Source organism: Nocardioides alkalitolerans DSM 16699 (assembly GCF_000426525.1).
GTDB classification, from domain to species: domain Bacteria; phylum Actinomycetota; class Actinomycetes; order Propionibacteriales; family Nocardioidaceae; genus Nocardioides; species Nocardioides alkalitolerans.
The window spans coordinates 761,145-777,744 of the sequence record NZ_KE384533.1 but is presented as its reverse complement, the minus strand read 5'-3'; the positions used below and the strand labels follow the sequence as shown (position 1 = coordinate 777,744).

Annotated in this window: 16 protein-coding genes; 4 read left to right on the top strand and 12 right to left on the bottom strand. The window is 74.3% G+C overall.

Annotated features, from left to right (window positions below; genetic code table 11):
* Positions 1 to 7: 7 nt before the first annotated feature.
* From K329_RS0120535 to K329_RS0120525, 3 genes are all read right to left on the bottom strand, one after another.
* On the bottom strand, positions 8 to 322 hold the full coding sequence (locus K329_RS0120535; RefSeq protein WP_028474510.1) for a DUF2470 domain-containing protein: 315 nt from the start codon (positions 320 to 322) through the stop codon (positions 8 to 10).
* 5 nt (positions 323 to 327) lie between these two features.
* Positions 328 to 2,319 carry a M13 family metallopeptidase gene (locus tag K329_RS0120530; protein ID WP_211225954.1) on the bottom strand — a complete coding sequence of 664 codons (1,992 nt, stop codon included), beginning with the start codon at positions 2,317 to 2,319 and terminating at the stop codon, positions 328 to 330.
* An 84-nt stretch (positions 2,320 to 2,403) separates the two neighbouring features.
* The gene (locus K329_RS0120525) at positions 2,404 to 3,378 is read right to left on the bottom strand and encodes an NADPH:quinone oxidoreductase family protein (protein ID WP_028474508.1); all 975 of its coding nucleotides are present in this window, start codon (positions 3,376 to 3,378) and stop codon (positions 2,404 to 2,406) included.
* A gap of 45 nt (positions 3,379 to 3,423) precedes the next feature.
* Between K329_RS0120525 and K329_RS0120520 the strand changes: the two genes are divergently transcribed.
* A complete protein-coding gene (locus K329_RS0120520) occupies positions 3,424 to 4,452 on the top strand; it encodes a hypothetical protein (RefSeq protein WP_028474507.1) in 1,029 nt (342 codons plus the stop codon).
* A gap of 3 nt (positions 4,453 to 4,455) precedes the next feature.
* On the opposite strand, the gene K329_RS0120515 is transcribed toward K329_RS0120520, so the two are convergent.
* From K329_RS0120515 to K329_RS28425, 7 genes are all read right to left on the bottom strand, one after another.
* On the bottom strand, positions 4,456 to 5,679 hold the full coding sequence (locus K329_RS0120515) for a M15 family metallopeptidase (protein WP_028474506.1): 1,224 nt from the start codon (positions 5,677 to 5,679) through the stop codon (positions 4,456 to 4,458).
* A 150-nt stretch (positions 5,680 to 5,829) separates the two neighbouring features.
* Positions 5,830 to 6,459, bottom strand: a complete 630-nt coding sequence (locus K329_RS0120510) for a pyroglutamyl-peptidase I (RefSeq protein ID WP_028474505.1) — start codon at positions 6,457 to 6,459, stop codon at positions 5,830 to 5,832.
* Position 6,460: 1 nt separating this feature from the next.
* The gene (locus tag K329_RS28435; RefSeq protein WP_084541475.1) at positions 6,461 to 7,105 is read right to left on the bottom strand and encodes a TetR/AcrR family transcriptional regulator; all 645 of its coding nucleotides are present in this window, start codon (positions 7,103 to 7,105) and stop codon (positions 6,461 to 6,463) included.
* Positions 7,106 to 7,140: 35 nt separating this feature from the next.
* On the bottom strand, positions 7,141 to 8,490 hold the full coding sequence (locus K329_RS28430) for an NAD(P)/FAD-dependent oxidoreductase (RefSeq protein WP_084541474.1): 1,350 nt from the start codon (positions 8,488 to 8,490) through the stop codon (positions 7,141 to 7,143).
* Positions 8,487 to 8,678, bottom strand: coding sequence for a ferredoxin (locus K329_RS0120495; protein ID WP_028474504.1), 192 nt, complete (start codon positions 8,676 to 8,678; stop codon positions 8,487 to 8,489). The genes K329_RS28430 and K329_RS0120495 overlap by 4 nt, the downstream gene beginning before the upstream one ends.
* 67 nt (positions 8,679 to 8,745) lie before the next feature.
* Positions 8,746 to 10,269 (bottom strand): fatty acid desaturase, encoded by a 1,524-nt coding sequence (locus K329_RS32040; RefSeq protein WP_052337173.1) that lies wholly within the window; start codon positions 10,267 to 10,269, stop codon positions 8,746 to 8,748.
* 142 nt (positions 10,270 to 10,411) lie between these two features.
* Entirely contained in the window at positions 10,412 to 11,215 is an 804-nt protein-coding gene (locus tag K329_RS28425) for a maleylpyruvate isomerase N-terminal domain-containing protein (protein WP_245596628.1), read from the bottom strand.
* Between the two features lie 58 nt (positions 11,216 to 11,273).
* Here K329_RS28425 and ppgK point away from each other — a divergent pair, with 58 nt between their 5' ends.
* Both ppgK and K329_RS31100 read left to right on the top strand, forming a co-directional pair.
* On the top strand, positions 11,274 to 12,068 hold the full coding sequence (gene ppgK, locus K329_RS0120480; protein ID WP_028474502.1) for a polyphosphate--glucose phosphotransferase: 795 nt from the start codon (positions 11,274 to 11,276) through the stop codon (positions 12,066 to 12,068).
* 233 nt (positions 12,069 to 12,301) lie between these two features.
* A complete protein-coding gene (locus K329_RS31100) occupies positions 12,302 to 13,279 on the top strand; it encodes a hypothetical protein (RefSeq protein WP_052337172.1) in 978 nt (325 codons plus the stop codon).
* Between the two features lie 361 nt (positions 13,280 to 13,640).
* On the opposite strand, the gene K329_RS0120470 is transcribed toward K329_RS31100, so the two are convergent.
* Positions 13,641 to 14,150 carry a MarR family winged helix-turn-helix transcriptional regulator gene (locus tag K329_RS0120470; protein ID WP_084541472.1) on the bottom strand — a complete coding sequence of 170 codons (510 nt, stop codon included), beginning with the start codon at positions 14,148 to 14,150 and terminating at the stop codon, positions 13,641 to 13,643.
* Between the two features lie 63 nt (positions 14,151 to 14,213).
* On the opposite strand from K329_RS0120470, the gene K329_RS0120465 reads away from it, so the two are divergent.
* Positions 14,214 to 16,274: an MMPL family transporter gene (locus tag K329_RS0120465; RefSeq protein ID WP_028474499.1), complete on the top strand. Its 2,061-nt coding sequence runs from the start codon at positions 14,214 to 14,216 to the stop codon at positions 16,272 to 16,274.
* An 18-nt stretch (positions 16,275 to 16,292) separates the two neighbouring features.
* Here K329_RS0120465 and K329_RS0120460 read toward each other — a convergent pair whose 3' ends face one another.
* The gene (locus K329_RS0120460) at positions 16,293 to 16,598 is read right to left on the bottom strand and encodes a sulfurtransferase TusA family protein (RefSeq protein ID WP_211225918.1); all 306 of its coding nucleotides are present in this window, start codon (positions 16,596 to 16,598) and stop codon (positions 16,293 to 16,295) included.
* Positions 16,599 to 16,600 lie beyond the last annotated feature (2 nt).

The window sequence follows — 16,600 nt, the reverse complement described above, 5'->3', positions numbered from 1 at the left end:
GCGCGGATCAGTGCGGTCGTGGCTCGCGGCCCAGGCTGCGGCAGGCCTCGTCGTACAGGACGACGACCTCGCGGCGGATCTCGGCGCGCTCGGCGAGGGGGCCGCCCGGCCAGATGATGCGGAGCTCCTCGCTGACGCCGTCCTCGTCGGTGACCACCCAGGTGCCGGCCTCGCCGTCGACGGCGTTCATCGTGGCCGCGACGGCGTGCGGGGCCCCGAAGGCCTGGACGATGAGCAGGCTGTCGTCGCCGTGGTCGTCGTTCATGTGCGCGAGCACGGCGTCGACCACCTCGGGCGGGAACGGCGTGGACGGGCCGGCCACGTCGGTCACCAGATCCGGACGCGCTGGTCGGGCTCGAGCCAGAGGCCGTCACCCGGCTGCGTGCCGAACGCGGCGTGGAACTCCTCGAGGTTGCGCACGATGTTGGCGCGGAACTCCGGCGGCGAGTGCGGGTCGATCGTCAGGTACTGCCGCTCCTGCTCCGGGCGCCGCTTCGTGCGCCAGAGGTGGGCCCAGTTGAGGAACAGCCGCTGCGAGCCTGTGAGGCCCTCCGCGTCGGGCGTGACCGTCGGACCGCCATCGGGATCGAGGTCGAGCGAGATCAGGTAGGCCTTGTGACCGATGGTGAGGCCGCCGAGGTCGCCGATGTTCTCGCCCACCGTGAGCGCGCCGTTGACGTGCTCGCCCGGCAGCGTGCGCGGCGAGAAGCCGTCGTACTGGCTGATCAGCGCCGTGCTCTTGACCTCGAACGCGGCCTTGTCGGCCGGGGTCCACCAGTCGTTGAGGTTGCCCTGCCCGTCGTACTGCGCGCCCTGGTCGTCGAAGCCGTGGCCGATCTCGTGGCCGATGACCGCGCCGATGCCGCCGTAGTTCTCGGCAGGGTGGGCGTCGGGCGAGAAGAACGGCGGCTGCAGGATCGCGGCCGGGAAGCAGATCTCGTTGGTGCCCGGGTTGTAGTAGGCGTTGACCGTCTGCGGGAGCATGAACCACTCGTCGCGGTCGACGGGCCCGCCGATCTTCGCGAGCTGGCGGTCGGTCTCGAACCCCGACGCCGCGGCCACGTTGTCGACGAGGTCGTCGGGCACCACGGCGAGGCCGGAGTAGTCGCGCCACCGCACCGGGTAGCCGATCTTCGGCACGAAGGTGCCGAGCTTCTCGAGCGCCCGCTGCTTCGTCTCCTCCGTCATCCAGTCGAGGCCGAGGATCGAGCGGCGGTAGGCCTCCGTGAGGTGGTCGACCAGCTCGTCCATCATCGCCTTCGACCGCGGCGGGAAGTGGCGCGCGACGTACTCGCGACCCACGGCCTCGCCGACGGCGCCCTCGACGAACGTCACCGCCCGCTTCCAGCGCGCCCGCAGCTGGGGCGTGCCGTTGAGGGTGCGGCCGTAGAAGTCGAAGTTGGTCTCGACCAGGTCGTCGGTCAGGTACGGCGCGAACGCGCGCAGCACGCGCGTCGTCAGCCACGTGCGCCAGCTCTCGATCGGCACCGCGGCCAGCACCTCGGAGAGGTGCGAGAAGTACGACGGCTGCTTCACGACGACCTCGGCCAGCAGCTCGTCGGCCCCCGAGGCCGCGCCGGAGAGGTTGCGGGCGTAGACCTCCCAGTCGAACGACGGCGCGAGCTCGACGAGCTCGGCCAGCGTCAGCAGGTTGTAGGTCTTCTGGATGTCGCGGGTCTCCGCGCGCTCCCAGTGCCCGTGGGCGAGCCGGCGGTCGACGGCGACGACGGTCTCGGCGGCCGCGACGGGGTCGTCGTGGCCCACGATCGTCAGCAGCCGCGTGAGGTAGGCGGAGTAGGCCTCGACGGTCTCGTCGAACTTCTCGTCGCGGTAGTAGGACTCGTCGGGCAGGCCGAGCCCGCCCTGGCTGAGGTGGAACACGTAGCGGTCGGAGTTCTTCGCGTCGGTGCTCACGTAGGACCCGAAGAAGCCCGTGCCGCCCACGCGCTCGAGCTCGCCGACGAGCGCCGCCAGCTCGCGGAGGTCGCGCAGGCCCGCGACCGCGTGGAGGTAGGGCAGCACCGGGTCGAGGCCGCGCGCGGCGATCGTGTCGGTGTCCATGAACGAGGCGTAGAGCGCCCCGATCTTCGCCGCGTCGGCGTCGACGCCGTCGGGATCGGTGGTCACCCGCTCCGCCAGCGAGGTGATGATCTCGCGCACGTGCTCCTCCGCCGCGTCGGCGAGGGCGACGAACGGCCCCCAGCTGGAGCGGTCGTCGGGGATCTCCGCGGTCTCCAGCCACCGGCCGTTCACGTGGCCGAAGAGGTCGTCGGTGGGACGGACCGCCGGGTCCATCCCCTCACGGGCAGCGTCGAGCATCGTCACGGGTTCCACACTAACCACGCCGACCGACAGCCCGCCCGGCCGCCGCGCCCGGGCGACCCGGGCAGGCGGCTCGGCGGGTCAGCCGCGCACCCGCACCACGATCTTGCCGAGCGCGCGCCGCTCGTCGAGGTCGCGCAGCGCCTGCGGGAACTCCTCGAGCGCGTACGACGCCCCCACCGGCGGCCGCAGCGCGCCGGACTCGAGGTGCGGCAGGAGGTCGGCCCACTGCTCGGCCGGGTAGCCCGGGTTGCGGCGCACGTGCTCGCCCCAGCCCACGCCGCGCACGTCGGTGTTGGTGAGGAGCAGCCGGTTCACCTTGACCTCCGGGATGCCCTGGCCCGACGCGAAGCCGATGACGAGCAGCCGGCCGAGCGGCGCCAGCGAGCGCAGGGAGTCGAGGAAGACGTCGCCGCCCACGACGTCGACGACCACGTCGACGCCCCGGCCGCCCGTGATCTCCGCGACCGCGTCCTTGAAGCCGTCGAGGAGCACGACGTGGTCGGCGCCGGCGGCCCGGGCGACCTCGCCCTTCTCGTCGGTCGACACCACGGCGACGGAGGTCGCGCCGTACGCCTTGGCCACCTGGATCGTCGCGGTGCCGACGCCGCCCGCCGCGCCGTGCACCAGCACGGTCTCGCCGGCCTCGAGCCCCGCCCGCTTCCGCAGCGCGAAGTGCGCGGTGAGGTAGTTCATCGGCAGCGCGGCGCCCTCGTCGTACGAGAGGCGGTCGGGCAGCGGCAGCACCATCGCGGCGGGCGCGACGAACCGCTCGGCGGCCCCGCCGTACCCCGCGATGGAGACCACCCGCTGGCCCTCCACCAGCCCCGAGCCCTCCGGCGCCGACACGACGACCCCCGCGACGTCCGTGCCGAGGGCGAACGGCAGCTCGGGGCGCACCTGGTACTGGCCGCGGCTGAGCAGGAGGTCCGGGAACGAGACGCCGACGCTGTGCACGTCGATGAGCACGTCACCCGGCCCGGGGGTGGGCTCGGGGAGCTCGGCGACGACGACGTCGTCCGGACCGGTGGTGTCGATGACCTGGGCTGCGCGCATGACCTGCACGTTAGCCGGGTCACACGAGGGGGAAGAGGGACGTCCATGACCTCCCACCCCACCGAGGGCGGCTTCCTCCCGCCCCGCCCCCGCGCCGAGGCCTTCGAGCCCGGTCAGCTCGTGGCCGTCGTGCCCGGCGTCCTCCTCGTCGCGCCCGCCGCCGTCGCCCTCCCCGTCGCGCCCAACGCCTGGGTGGTGCTCGTCGGCCTCGTGCTCACCGTCGCGGCCTCGTTCGGCGTCGGCCACGCGCTCCGGGTCCTCGGCGTGCCGCAGGGCCTCGCGATCACCGTGCTCTCGACCGCGTTCGCCGCGCCCGTCGTCATGGTGCTCCTGCTCCTCACCGGACGCGTCGGCATCCCCGGCTGGACCGGTGGGTGGGCGCTCGCCGCCGTGCTCGGCGCCGTCATCGTGGTGGTGCCGGCCCTCCACCTCGTCGACCTGCGCCTGCTCGAGTCCGAGCTCGGGTTCGCCCTGGCCATGCTGATCGCCCCGCTCGTGGTCGTCATGGCGCTCGCCCTGCCCGTCGGCGACGTCGTGGCCGACCACCGGTTCCGCTCCGACCTCGCCGACCGCGTCGCCGGGTCGGGCATCGCGTCGTACCTGCCGGAGATCGAGGGCTGGGAGGCGCGCTCGGTCGACCTCGACTCCCAGGAGAGCAGCGTCGACGGCATCACGGTGGCGCGACCGGTCGTGACGATCACCTACGAGGGGGACGCCCCGACCGGGCAGAGCTACGGCCCCACGTTCACGGTCGACCTCGAGCCCGAGGGCGACGCGTGCGCGGCCGTCACGCGCACCGGTGACCGGGACGACTGCCGCAGCATCGTCGGCACCGACGAGGGGGCGGTCGTCGACGACGGGGGTGACACGTACGTCGCGGTGGACCGGGAGGGTGCGCTGCTGACCGCCTACCTGGACGGCGACGACGAGCCCGACATCGAGGCCCTGACGGACGCGTTCGTCGCCGCGGAGCCCTCCACGAGCTGGGACCTCGTGCGGTCGGCCTGCGGCCACGTCGAGGTGTCCGACGGCGCCGGCGAGGACGAGCCCCGCTACCGGTTCTGCAGGGTCTGACGCTCAGCGCGCCTCGACGAGGCGGGCGAGCTCGAAGTGCATCGGGTCGGTGTAGCTCCAGTCGCCGCCCCAGGCGAAGCCCCACTTCTTGAAGATCTGCACGACGGAGCGGTCGAGGTCGCCGACCGTGCCGCGCTGGTTGCCCGGCACGTTGATGTCGAACGCGATGCCGTAGGAGTGCAGCGACGGCTGGGTCGAGCCCGCGATGAAGCGCGGGTAGTAGCAGCCGGCGTACTGCCCCGGCACGATCTTGTCGGCCAGCCCGCGGTCGACGACCTCGCGCAGCGCCGCCTCGAGCTGCGGCAGCATCACCCGGTGGCAGGTCACGCTGCCGAGGATCGGCACCTGCGCGGTGCGGATGTTGGCGTCGACCCACGCCTGGTCGGGCGCGAGCCGGCCGCCGTCGAGCACGCGGTAGTTGAACGTGCCGACGGCCGAGGCGACCGAGCCGCCGGTGAGCACGGCGGTCTGCTGCACGGTCACGTCCAGGTCGGGGCCGAGCAGCTGCACCGAGGCACCGTCGCCGGCGATCTCCTGCAGCGCGGGCCGCACCTCCTGCGGGGCCGTCGCCCCGGTCGCGATCAGCACCGCGTTCGTGCCCTCGATGCCGAGCGACGCGCCCCAGCGCTCGTTCACGACGGCCTGCACGCGCGGGATCTGCGGGGCCAGCGCGCCGACGTGCAGCTGCGGCGAGGTGGCCTCGTTGCCGAGGCGCAGGTAGCCCTCGTCGTCCTGGAGCCGCTCGCCGAGGTCGGCCTGCACCGCCACCTCGCCGCCCGCGACCCGGGTCCAGACGTCGAGCAGCTGGGCGCTCTCCGCGGGCGTGAAGCGACGGTACGACGCGGGGTCGACGGCCGCGACGAACAGCACCTGGTCCTCGACCGGGATCTGCGCGAGTCCCATCGGCTCGGCCGCCACGACGCCGGGCAGGTCGCCGATCGCGCTGATCGTCTCGTCGTCGAGGGGGTCGGTCGAGTAGACGAGGAGGTCGGAGCCGAGCAGGCCCTCCGTGAGCTCGCCGGGCGGGTCGACGGCGTTCTCGGCCATGGCGCGGAGCCGCTCGTCCTCCGTCGGGGCGTCGCCCTCGTCCACGACGCCGGGCTCGCCGGGCGCGGTGGTGGTCGGCGCGTCGTCGGTCGGGTTCGCGCTCACCTCGGCGACGTCGTCGTCACCGACGCCGCAGGCCGCGAGGGAGGCCGCCAGCACCAGGGCGGACGACAGTGCCACGAGCCGACGGCGTGCTGGCCGGCCGGCTCGCCGACGACCGCTTCGCCCGCGCATGGATCCCCTTCCCTCCGACCCCGGATCGTACCGGGCGTGACCCACCTCACGGACCGCTTCGGCCGAGGCCACGGCGGATGCGGGGCAGGTACGGCGTCAGTCGACGATGCCGGCGGCGACGACGAGGTCGCCGGCGTCCGCCGAGCGGTCGAGCACGGCGCCCAGGAGTGCCGTGACGCCGACGGCCAGCTGCGGCGCCGCGAGCACGTCGTACCCCGGCACGTGCACGAACCCGGAGCGCACCCCGCGACCCGCGAGCGCGTGCTGGAGCGCGTAGAAGACGTGGTTGCACACGTAGCTGCCGGCCGTGTGGGAGAGCTCGGCGGGCAGCCCGGCCGCGCGGACCGCGGCGACGGCGGCCTTCACGGGCAGCGTCGAGAGGTACGCCGTGGGACCGTCCGCGACGACGGGGGCGTCGCACGGCTGCGCGCCGGCGTTGTCGGGGATCCGGGCGTCGTCGAGGTTCACCGCCACCCGCTCGGGCGTGATCGCCGACCGGCCCTGGGCCAGCCCGAGCGCCACCACGACCGACGGCCGGTGCGCGTCGAGCAGGACCCGCAGGGCGTCGCCCGACGTACCGAACTCGACGGGCAGCACGGCGGTCACCAGGCGCTCGGGGCGCGTCCACGCGTCGGCGACCAGCGGCAGCACGTCGCCCGAGGGGTTGGCCGTGCCGCCGCCGAACGGACCGAAGCCGGTGACCAGGACGGTCGCGGGGGCCGGCACGTCAGTCCCGCCCCGGGGCCAGCACGCGGCCCGCGACCCAGGCCAGGGCCTGCGCCGTCTCCTCCGGGGTGCCGCTCGGCTGCATCACGTGGCTCAGCATCGTGCGCACCACCGTGTCGACGCTGACGTCGAGCTGGGCGGGGGTGAGGGCCACGTCGTACGGCGTGATGCGCTCGCGCAGCACGGCCTTCGCGGTCGAGAGCAGCGACTCGGCGTGGGTGGTGAGCAGCGGCAGCAGCTCGGTCTCCGCGCCGTGCGTGGCCGACACGACGGCGTGCAGCAGCTCGTTGTCCTGCGCCACCTCGAGCACGCCGCGGCAGGCGGCGGTGAGCGCGGCCGTGAGGTCGTCGGGGTGCGCGGTGAAGGCGCCGTCGACCTCGGCGAGGAAGCGGGCGAGCTCGCCCAGCACCATCGCCTCGGCGAGGTCGGGCTTGCCGCCGACCTCGTTGTAGACGGTCTGCCGGCTCACCCCGGTGGCGGCCGCGAGGCGCGCCATCGTGACCTTGCCCCAGCCCTCGGTGCCGGTGAGGTGCACGGCAGCGGCGAGGATGCGGTCCCGCGTGGTGAGGGGCTCGTCGGCGGCGGGGTCGGGCCGACGGTCGGGCCGTCCGGCGCTCGGGGGTTCCCACGTGCGGTCGGCGGCCATGGTCCCGATCCTAGGCACGGTCGCTGAGCCCACCGTCATCGCTTCGCGCGCGGCGGCGTCGTGACGACGTGCTCCACCGCCTCGTCCCACGGCCCGCGGTCGGCGATGCGCCGGCGCAGCTTCATCACGTCGCGGGGCCGGTCGAGCACGAGCGCCCCGACGACCCGGTCGGCGCGGCGGTAGAGCGCCACGAACCCGCCGTCGCTCGCCCGGTCGTCGGCCACGACCCGCACCTCGTCGGCCCGCGGCGTGCCGACGAACTGGAGGCGGTGGTCGTACCAGTCCGACCAGAAGTAGGGCACCGTCTCGACCGGCCGGGCGGCCGCGGGGTCGAGCAGGTGGCGGGCCGCGGCGCCGCCGTGGTCGGCCGCGTTCGTCCAGTGCTCGAGGCGGTGGTGCTCGTCGTCGTAGAGGGGGTTGGCCACGTGGGCGACGTCGCCGGCGGCGTACACGCCCGGCACCCCGGTCGCGAGCGTCGCGTCCACGACCACGCCCCGGTCGCCCTCGTGCAGGGGCACCCCGCTGCCCTCGAGCCACGCCGTCGCGGGTCGGACGCCGATGCCCAGCACCACGAGGTCGGCGGGCAGCACGGTGCCGTCGTCGAGGCGTACGCCGGTCACCCGGCGCCCTGCCCCGCCGGGAGCGGGCTCGGCCCCAGCGGCGACGGGCTCCGTCTCGAGTCCGGCGACGCCGACGCCGAGGCGCAGGTCGGTGCCGGCGGCGCGGTGGAGATCGGCGCAGACGGCGCCCACCTCGGGCCCGATGGAGCGGGTGAGCGGCAGGTCGAGCGCCTCGACGACCGTCACGGGCAGTCCGCGCTTGCGGGCCGCGGAGGCCACCTCGGAGCCGATGAAGCCGGCACCCACGACCACCAGCCGTGCCCCGGCCTCGAGGGCGGTGCGCACGGTGCGGGCGTCGTCCAGCGTGCGCAGCTGGGTGACGCCCCCGACCGGCCCGTCGTCGGCCGGGTCGGTGCCCGGCAGCCAGCGCGGCACGGAGCCGGTGGCGATGACCAGCCCGTCGTACGGGATCCGCTCGTCGCCCACCAGCACCTCGCGAGCATCCGTGTCGAGGCCGGTGGCCGGGCTGCCGAGGCGCAGGTCGACCCCGAGCTCGTCGCGCAGCTGCTCCTCGGTGCGGAAGGTCATCACCGTGTCGGCCCCGCGGGCGCCGTCGACGTCGAGGAACGCCTTCGACAGCGGCGGCCGGTCGTAGGGCAGGTGCTCCTCGGCCCCGACGAGGGTGAGCGCGCCGTCGTACCCCGCCCGCCGCGCCGCCTCGACCGCCCGCAGACCCGCGAGCGACGCGCCGACGACGACGAGGCGCCGTACCGGGGTGGCCGGGGCGGCCCCGGCGGGAGGCGTGACGGAGGGCTCGGCACTCATCCCTGGAGCGTAAGGGCGAGCACCGGGCAGGCGTCGACCGCGGCGGCGAGGTCGGTGCGGTGCTCCTCGCCCGGCGAGTCGTCGAGCACCTCGACGACGCCGTCGTCACCGACCTCGAAGAAGTCGGGGGCCATGGCCTCGCACATGCCGAGGCCCTCGCAGGTGTCGAGCGCGGCGACGATCTTCATGACTCTCCTCGGGGTGCTGGATGCGGTGGTGGAGGTGCTGGGGGGTACGGCGGGGCGCGGCGGGGCGTCAGGCCGGCAGCGAGGTGAGCGGCACGAAGTCGACCTTCTCGCGCACCCCGCAGTCGGGGCAGCACCAGTCGTCGGGCACCTGCGACCAGCCGGTGCCGGCCGCGAAGCCCTCGCGCTCCTCGCCGGCGGCCACGTCGTACACGTAGTCGCAGCCGGGGCACCGGGCGGCGACCACGTCGTCGGCAGCCAGACGCTCGGCCTCGACGCGGGCCTCGTCCTGGAGGCGCTGGTCCTCCAGGGCGCGCTCGGCCTCGGCGACCGCGTGGGCCCGGAGCAGTGCGGCGTACCGCTTCTCGAGCTTCTCGCGGTGGCCCGGCTGCACGTTGACGTCGTCGAGGTCGCCGCGCACGTGGGCGAGCACGCGCGGGTCCATCACGCGGCGCCACAGCGGCGGCACGATGGCGAGCACGATCATCCCGGCGTAGCCGGTGGGCAGCACCGGGGACTCCTCGAAGTCGCGCAGCGTCTGGTAGCGACGGGTCGGGTTGGCGTGGTGGTCGCTGTGGCGCTGCAGGTGGTAGAGCAGCACGTTGGTGGCGATGTTGTTGGAGTTCCAGCTGTGGTGCGGGGCGACGCGCTCGTAGCGCTCGCGACCGGCCTTGCCGACCTTGCGCCGCAGCATGCCGTAGTGCTCCATGTAGTTGACGACCTCGAGGAGCGTGAACCCGACGACCGCCTGCACGAGCAGGAAAGGCAGGATCTCCCAGCCCAGCCACACGGTCAGGCCGCCCCAGAGCACGGCGGTCATCAGCCAGGCGTTGAGCACGTCGTTGCCGAGGTGGAACGGGTGGGTCTTCTTGCGGGCGTAGCGCTTCTTCTCCAGGCTCCAGGCGCTGCGCAGCGAGCCGATCACGGTGCGCGGCCAGAACCGGTAGAAGCTCTCGCCCAGGCGCGAGCTGGCCGGGTCCTCCGGGGTGGCGACGCGCACGTGGTGGCCGCGGTTGTGCTCGATGTAGAAGTGGCCGTAGGCGACCTGCGCCAGCGCGACCTTCGAGAGCCAGCGCTCGTTGGCCTCCTTCTTGTGGCCCAGCTCGTGCGCGGTGTTGATGCCGATGCCGCCGATGCACCCGATCGAGACGGCGATGCCGATCTTGTCGGCCAGCGTGAGCTGGTCGCCGTACAGCTCGCCGCCCGCGACGAGCCACATGGCGGCGACGAAGCCCGCGTACTGGATCGGGAGGAACGCGTAGGTGATCCAGCGGTAGTACCTGTCGTTCTCCAGCGCCTCGATGACGTCGTCCGGCGGGTTGGAGCGGTCGAGGCCGACGAGCAGGTCGAAGGCGGGCACGACCACGAGGATCACGACGGGCCCGAGCCAGAGCCACACGCTCCAGCCGGTGAGCACCCAGCCGGCGATGGCCACGAACGCCAGCGAGGGCACGACGAGGCCGATCAGCCAGAGGTAGCGCTTCGGGTCGCGCCACTGCTCGGTCGACGCGGTCGTCACGGTGCCCGTGCCGTCGGCGGTGCGGCGCACGAGCGCCTCGGCGGGGGTGGGCAGGGGGTCAGGGCTCGTCGTCATCGGCGGCACCTCCGGGTGTCGTCCACCTCCCGCCGTGCGCGGTCGGTGTGGCCCGCATCACGCGGGCCGGTTGACAAACCAAACCAGAATGTCAACCGTTTGACAAGAGGGGGCGATGTGTAAAGCGACGGGTCGTGGGTCGTCAGGTCACCCGCGCCGTCGCGCGCCAGAGCTCGAGCGCCTCCTCCGCGGCCCGGCCCGCCGCGTGGGCCGTCGCCTCGTCGCCGCGGTTCCACAACGTGAGGTACGTCGGCACGGCGGGGGCCGTCAGCACGAGATCGGCGTCGGAGCCGTCGTGGGCCGAGCCCGGCCCGACCGCGTGCCGCGTCGTCACGGGCGGCCCCTCGCCCACGTCGACCTGCCACCACAGGGCAGCGTCGGTCGGCGCGACCACCACGCGCAGCGGTCGCTCGCTGCGCAGCCGGGACGTCGAGCGGGTCAGGAAGCCGGTCAGCAGCTCGTCGACCCCGTCGGCGGCGACCAGCGGGTCGATCCACGTCTCCGCCGCGAGCGGGGCGCGACCCAGCGCGGCGGCGAGCGCGTCGACCGCGTGGACCGTCGTCTCGTGGGCCTGCCGACGGGCCCAGAACTGCCGCGGCGGGGGCGGGTCGCGGAGGAAGACCCTCACGTCGAGGTCGTCGTCCGCCCCCTCCAGGGCCGCCACGAGGGTCGCCGCCCCCGCGGCCAGCCACTCCGTCGGCTCGGGCGCGGCCAGGCCCTCGGCCTCGAGGGCCGCGTCGTCCACGTCGCGCCCCTCGAGGGTGGCCGTCGCCCAGCGGTGCACCATGCCCTGGTGGGCGACGAGGTCCGCGACGGTCCAGTCGGGACAGCCCGGCACCGGGGCGTCCCGGCCGGCGGCCGCCGCGTGGCCGCCGAGCTCGGCCGCCGCCGTGCCGAGCGCGAGCAGGTGGGTGGACATCGGCAGGTCGACGCGAGGCACCGTCATCCCGCGATCATCGACCTGTGGGGCCCTGGTGCGCCAGCGCCGTGGTCCCATGGACCCCATGAGCAGCGGACTCCCCCTCGGCGTCGACTTCGGCGGCAGCGGCATCAAGGCAGCGCCCGTCGACCTGGAGAAGGGCGAGTTCGCGGCCGAGCGCGTGCGCATCCCGACCCCGGAGTCGTCCACGCCCGACAACGTCGCCGACGTGCTCGAGCAGCTCGCGGCCGCGTTCCCCGACAACGACGGCCCGGTCGGCGTCACCGTGCCCGGCATCGTGCGCCACGGCGTCATCGGATCGGCCGCGAACATCGACCAGACCTGGATCGACACCGACGCCGCCGCCGTCTTCGGCGAGGCCCTCGGCCGGCCGGTCGAGGTGCTCAACGACGCCGACGCGGCGGGGCTGGCCGAGGCGACCTACGGCGCGGCCCGCGGCCAGGCGGGCCTCGTGCTCGTCACGACCCTCGGCACCGGCATCGGCGCCGCCCTCGTCCACGACGGCGTGCTCGTGCCCAACGCCGAGCTCGGCCACCTCTGGCTCTCGCTCGAGGGGTACGACGGTGGCGGCAAGCACCAGCCCGAGGCCGTGCACGCCGAGGGCTGGACCGCGAACAGCATCCGCGAGCGCGACGACCTCGGCTGGGACGAGTGGGCCGGCCGCCTCACCGTCTTCTACCGGACGCTCGAGCGCCTCTTCTCCCCCGACCTGCTCGTCGTCGGCGGCGGCGTCAGCAAGAAGGCCGACAAGTTCCTGCCCAAGATCGACATCCGCACCCCGATCGTGCCGGCCACCCTGCGCAACTCCGCGGGCATCGTCGGCGCCGCCCTCGCCGCCCAGCGGGCGCACGGGGGCTGAGGCGGCAGTCCCCCTGGACCTCGGCGCTCCCCCGGCGCTCCCCCGGCGCTCCCGCGGGCGGGTGCGGACTGAGGCCGACACTTCTGACGGGTCCCAGTCCGCAGCGGCTCGCCAGAGCACGGGCGCGGACTCACGCCCGCACCTTTCACCGGCCGGAGTCCGCGACGCATCGACACGGCCATCCCTGTGGACGACCGACGACGCCGGCCGCCGCGCTCCGGCAACCTGGGGCCATGGGGAGTCGAGAGCCGTCCGACGTCGAGGCGTCACGCCTCGCGCGACGCGCCCGGGAGGACGCCGTCGCCCAGGTGGGCGCCCGCCAGTCCGGACTCCTGGCCCGACGTCAGCTGCGCGCTCTCGGCGTCGGTGACGACGTCGTACGACGCCGCGTCGCCGCCGGCCGATGGGCCCTGCGGTCAGCGACCGTCGTCAGCACGACGACCGGCCCCCTGTCGGACGAGCAGCGTCGCTGGCTCGCCCTGCTCCACACCCCGCACACCGCCGCTCTCGCCGGTCGGACGGCGCTCGAGCTGCACGGACTGCGCGGCTGGGAGTCGACGACGGTCACCGTCGTGGTCGGCACCAACATCCAGGGACGCCACCTCGACGGCGTCGAGTTCTGGCGCACACGGCGGCCCTTCGACCAGTGGATCTGCCACCGCTCGCGGCTACCGGTCCTGGCGGTCGAGCCGGCCGCGCTCCTCCTCGCCTCACGGGTCCCGTCGCCACGCAGCGCGGGCGGGCTTCTCGCCGCCTGCGTCCAGCAGCGACTGGTCCCCGCCGAGCGCCTCCAGTCATGGCTGCCACGCCTCCCCGAGCTGCGCCGGTCGACGCTGATCGCCGCCCTCCTCGAGGACATCGCCGGAGGGGCCCACTCGATGGGCGAGATCGACGTGGGCGACATGTGCCGCGAGCACGGGCTCGAGCCTCCGAGACGCCAGGTACGGCGGACCGACAGCGCCGGAACGAGGCGCTGGACGGACGGCGAGTGGGACCTGCCCGACGGCCGCGTCGTCGCGCTCGAGGTGGACGGCTCGTTCCACCGCGACGTGGAGCAGTGGATCGACGACATGGCCCGTCAACGGAGGCTGGTCGACCCGATGCGCCTGGTGGTCCGCTGCAGCACGATCGAGCTTCGGACGGACTCCGCCCAGGTCGCTGCCGACCTCGCGGCGCTCGGCGTTCCGCAGACTCGCCCTGCCGCCGCCTGACACCTGCCTCGCGGACTCACGCCCCCACCTTCCACGGGCCTCAGTCCGCACCCACGCCCCCCTCGCCGGCCGCGGACTCACGCCCACACCTTTCGCGGGCCTCAGTCCGCACCCGACGCCAAGCGCGCGACCCCCTCGCGCTGGCCGCGGACTCACGCCCGCACCTTCCACGGGCCTCGGTCCGCACCCACGCCCCTCGCTGGCCGCGGACTCACGCCGACACCTTCCACGGGCCTCAGTCCGCACCCACGCCCCCCTCGCTGGCCGCGGACTCACGCCCGCACGTTTCGCGGGCCTCAGTCCGCACCCGACGCCAGGCGCCCGACCGACCACCCGCTCAGCCGCCCGCTCAACCGCCCGCTCAGCCGTCCGCGGGACCCGCGTCGATGACGGCGTCGATCGCGGCGAGCGCACCGCGCAGGTAGCGCGCGACCACCGCACGCTCGGCGTCGTCGAAGCTGCCGTCGATGGCGGCGAGGCCGGCGAACATCGGCAGCAGGTGGGCGACGACCTCGGCGCGTCCCGAGTCGGTGACGTGCACCGCCGTACGGCGCCGGTCGCCCTCGTGGGAGCGCCGCTCGGCGTGGCCGCGCGCCACGAGCCGGTCGACGATGCCCGTGCCCGCCGGCGTCGAGACCTCGAGCAGGCGCGCCAGCTCCGCCGGACCCATCGGGCCGCGGATCAGGTGCTCGAGCGCCACGAGCTCGGACTCGCCGAGCCCGGCGCGACGGGCGACCACGCGCCGTACGGTCTGACCCCGGTCGACCAGCTCGCGCAGCGCGAGCAGCGCCTCCGTCTGCCTCCACTCACCGACGTGGGCGGCGATGAGCGCGTCCGCCTCCGACGGCGATCCTTCGGACGAGATTGTCATTCACCTACTTAATGATTAATCTGCTGAACTGTCGTTCCGGTGAGTTTTCCACGAGGAGTCTGCATGGTCCAGCGTCTCAGTGCCCTCCGATCGGTGATCGTGGGGCGTCGTACGGCGTGGCTCGTCGCCCTGCTGCCGATCCTGCTCGCCGGGGTGGTCATCGGCGTCGTCGGCGAGGGCGAGCGGGAGCGCACGCCGCTCGACGCGATCCCGGCCGGTGCCGACAGCACCGAGGCGGTCGCGCTCCGCGAGGCCCTCCCGGACGACGACGCGTCGGCGGCCGTCGTGCTCTTCACGGTGGACTCCGGCGACATCACCGCCGTCCTGCCCGACCTCGAGACGCTGGTGGCCGACCTCGCGACCACGACCGACCCCCAGGGCACCGGCGGGGCCGCGACGCCGATCATCCCGGCGGAGGACGGCACGGCCGCCATCGCCGTCCTGCCCGTCTCCGGGGCCAGCGCCACCGAGAGCGCGGACCTCGTGGGCGAGCTGCGCGACCGGCTCGACGCCGAGGTGCCGGACGGGGTGACCGCCCAGGTCACCGGGCCGGCCGGCATCGAGGCCGACCTCGCCGCGGTCTTCGACGGCGCCAACACGCGGCTGCTCGCCGTCACGGCGCTCGTCGTGGCGCTGCTGCTGATCGTCACGTACCGCAGCCCCGTGCTCTGGATCGTGCCGCTCACCGTCGTCGGCGTCGCCGACCGCCTCGCCGCCGTGCTCGCGACCCACGTGATGGCCGCGTTCGACGTCGCCTGGGACGAGTCGACCATCGGCATCCTCTCGGTGCTCGTGTTCGGCGCAGGAACGAACTACGCGTTGCTGCTGATCTCCCGCTACCGCGACGAGCTGCGCGTCGTCGACGACCGCCGCGAGGCGATGGCGGTCGCGCTGCGCCGTACGGCGGAGGCGGTGCTCACGAGCGCCGGCACCGTGGTCGCGGGCGTGCTCACCCTGCTGCTGTCGCTCACCCCGACCACCCGCGGGCTCGGCCTCGCCTGCGCCGTCGGCATCGCCGTCGCCGCCGCGTTCGTGCTGCTGGTGCTGCCCGCCTTCCTCGTCTGCTTCGGCCGCTGGGTGTTCTGGCCCAAGGTGCCGCACCAGGGCGACACCGTGCTGGTCGAGTCCCGCTCGGGCTGGCGGCGCGTCGGCGACACGGTCGCCCGCAAGCCGGTCGTGGCCGTGGTCGGCTCCGCCGTGCTGCTCGGCGCCCTCGCGATCGGCACCACGCAGATCGCGACCGGTCTCGACACCGCCGACCAGTTCCTCGACGAGCCCGAGGCCATCAGCGCCAGCGCCCGCATCGCCGAGTCCTTCCCCGCCGGCACCGCCGAGCCCACCCAGGTCGTGACCCGTGCCGACGCGGGCGAGGTCGCCGCCGCGGTCGAGGCGGTCGACGGGGTGGCGTCGGTGCAGCCGACCGCCGAGGGCGAGGGCGTCACCCAGCTCGACGTCGTGCTCGAGGGCACCCCCGGCAGCGCCGAGACCGACGCCGCGGTGCTCGCGCTGCGGGAGGCGCTGGCGTCGTACGACGACACGTTCGTCGGCGGCGCGGAGGCCAGCTCGATCGACGAGGCCGACGGCAACAGCCGCGACCGGGTCGTCATCCTGCCGCTCATCCTGGCGCTCGTGCTGGGCGTGCTGCTCGTGCTGCTGCGCTCCGTGGTGGCGCCGGTGATCCTGGTGGGCACGGTGGTGGCGACGTACGCCGCCAGCATGGGCGCGTCGTGGTGGCTGTTCACCGGCGTGCTGGGCTTCGAGAGCCTCGCGGGCAACGTGCCGCTCTTCGCGTTCCTCTTCCTGGTGGCGCTCGGGATCGACTACAACATCTTCCTCGTCACCCGCACCCGCGAGGAGGCCGCCGTCCACGGGACCCGGGAGGGCGTGCTGCGGGCGCTCGGCGCGACCGGCGGCGTGATCACCAGCGCCGGCATCCTGCTCGCCGCGGTCTTCGCCGTGCTCGGCGTTCTGCCGCTGGTGGTGCTCGCGCAGCTCGGCGTCGTGATCTGCATCGGCGTCCTGCTCGACACGCTCCTCGTGCGCACGGTCGTGGTGCCGGCGATCGCGCTGCTGCTCGGCGAGCGGTTCTGGTGGCCGCGCGAGGTCGCGCCCCAGGCCGGCTGAGGTCCCCGACCGGGGGGATCAGGCCCGGTGCCAGGGCCGGTCGGGGCGGGTGGCGTGCGGCGCGGCGGCCACGCGCACGCCGTACGTCGGGGTGGGCCGCCCGGGCACGGGACCCAGGTACTCGTGCCCGGTGAGCCGGCACCAGGCCGGCAGGTCGATCGGCGCCACGGGGTCCGTCGTCGTCAGGCAGACGACGGCGCCGGGCGCCAGGTGCTCGATCTCGCGCCGCAGCAGGATGAGCACCCGGAAGCACGCGAGGTCCCCGCCGTCGACCGGGTGGCAGTCGACGACGAGCGCCTCGATGTCGTGCTCCGGGTGCTCCACCC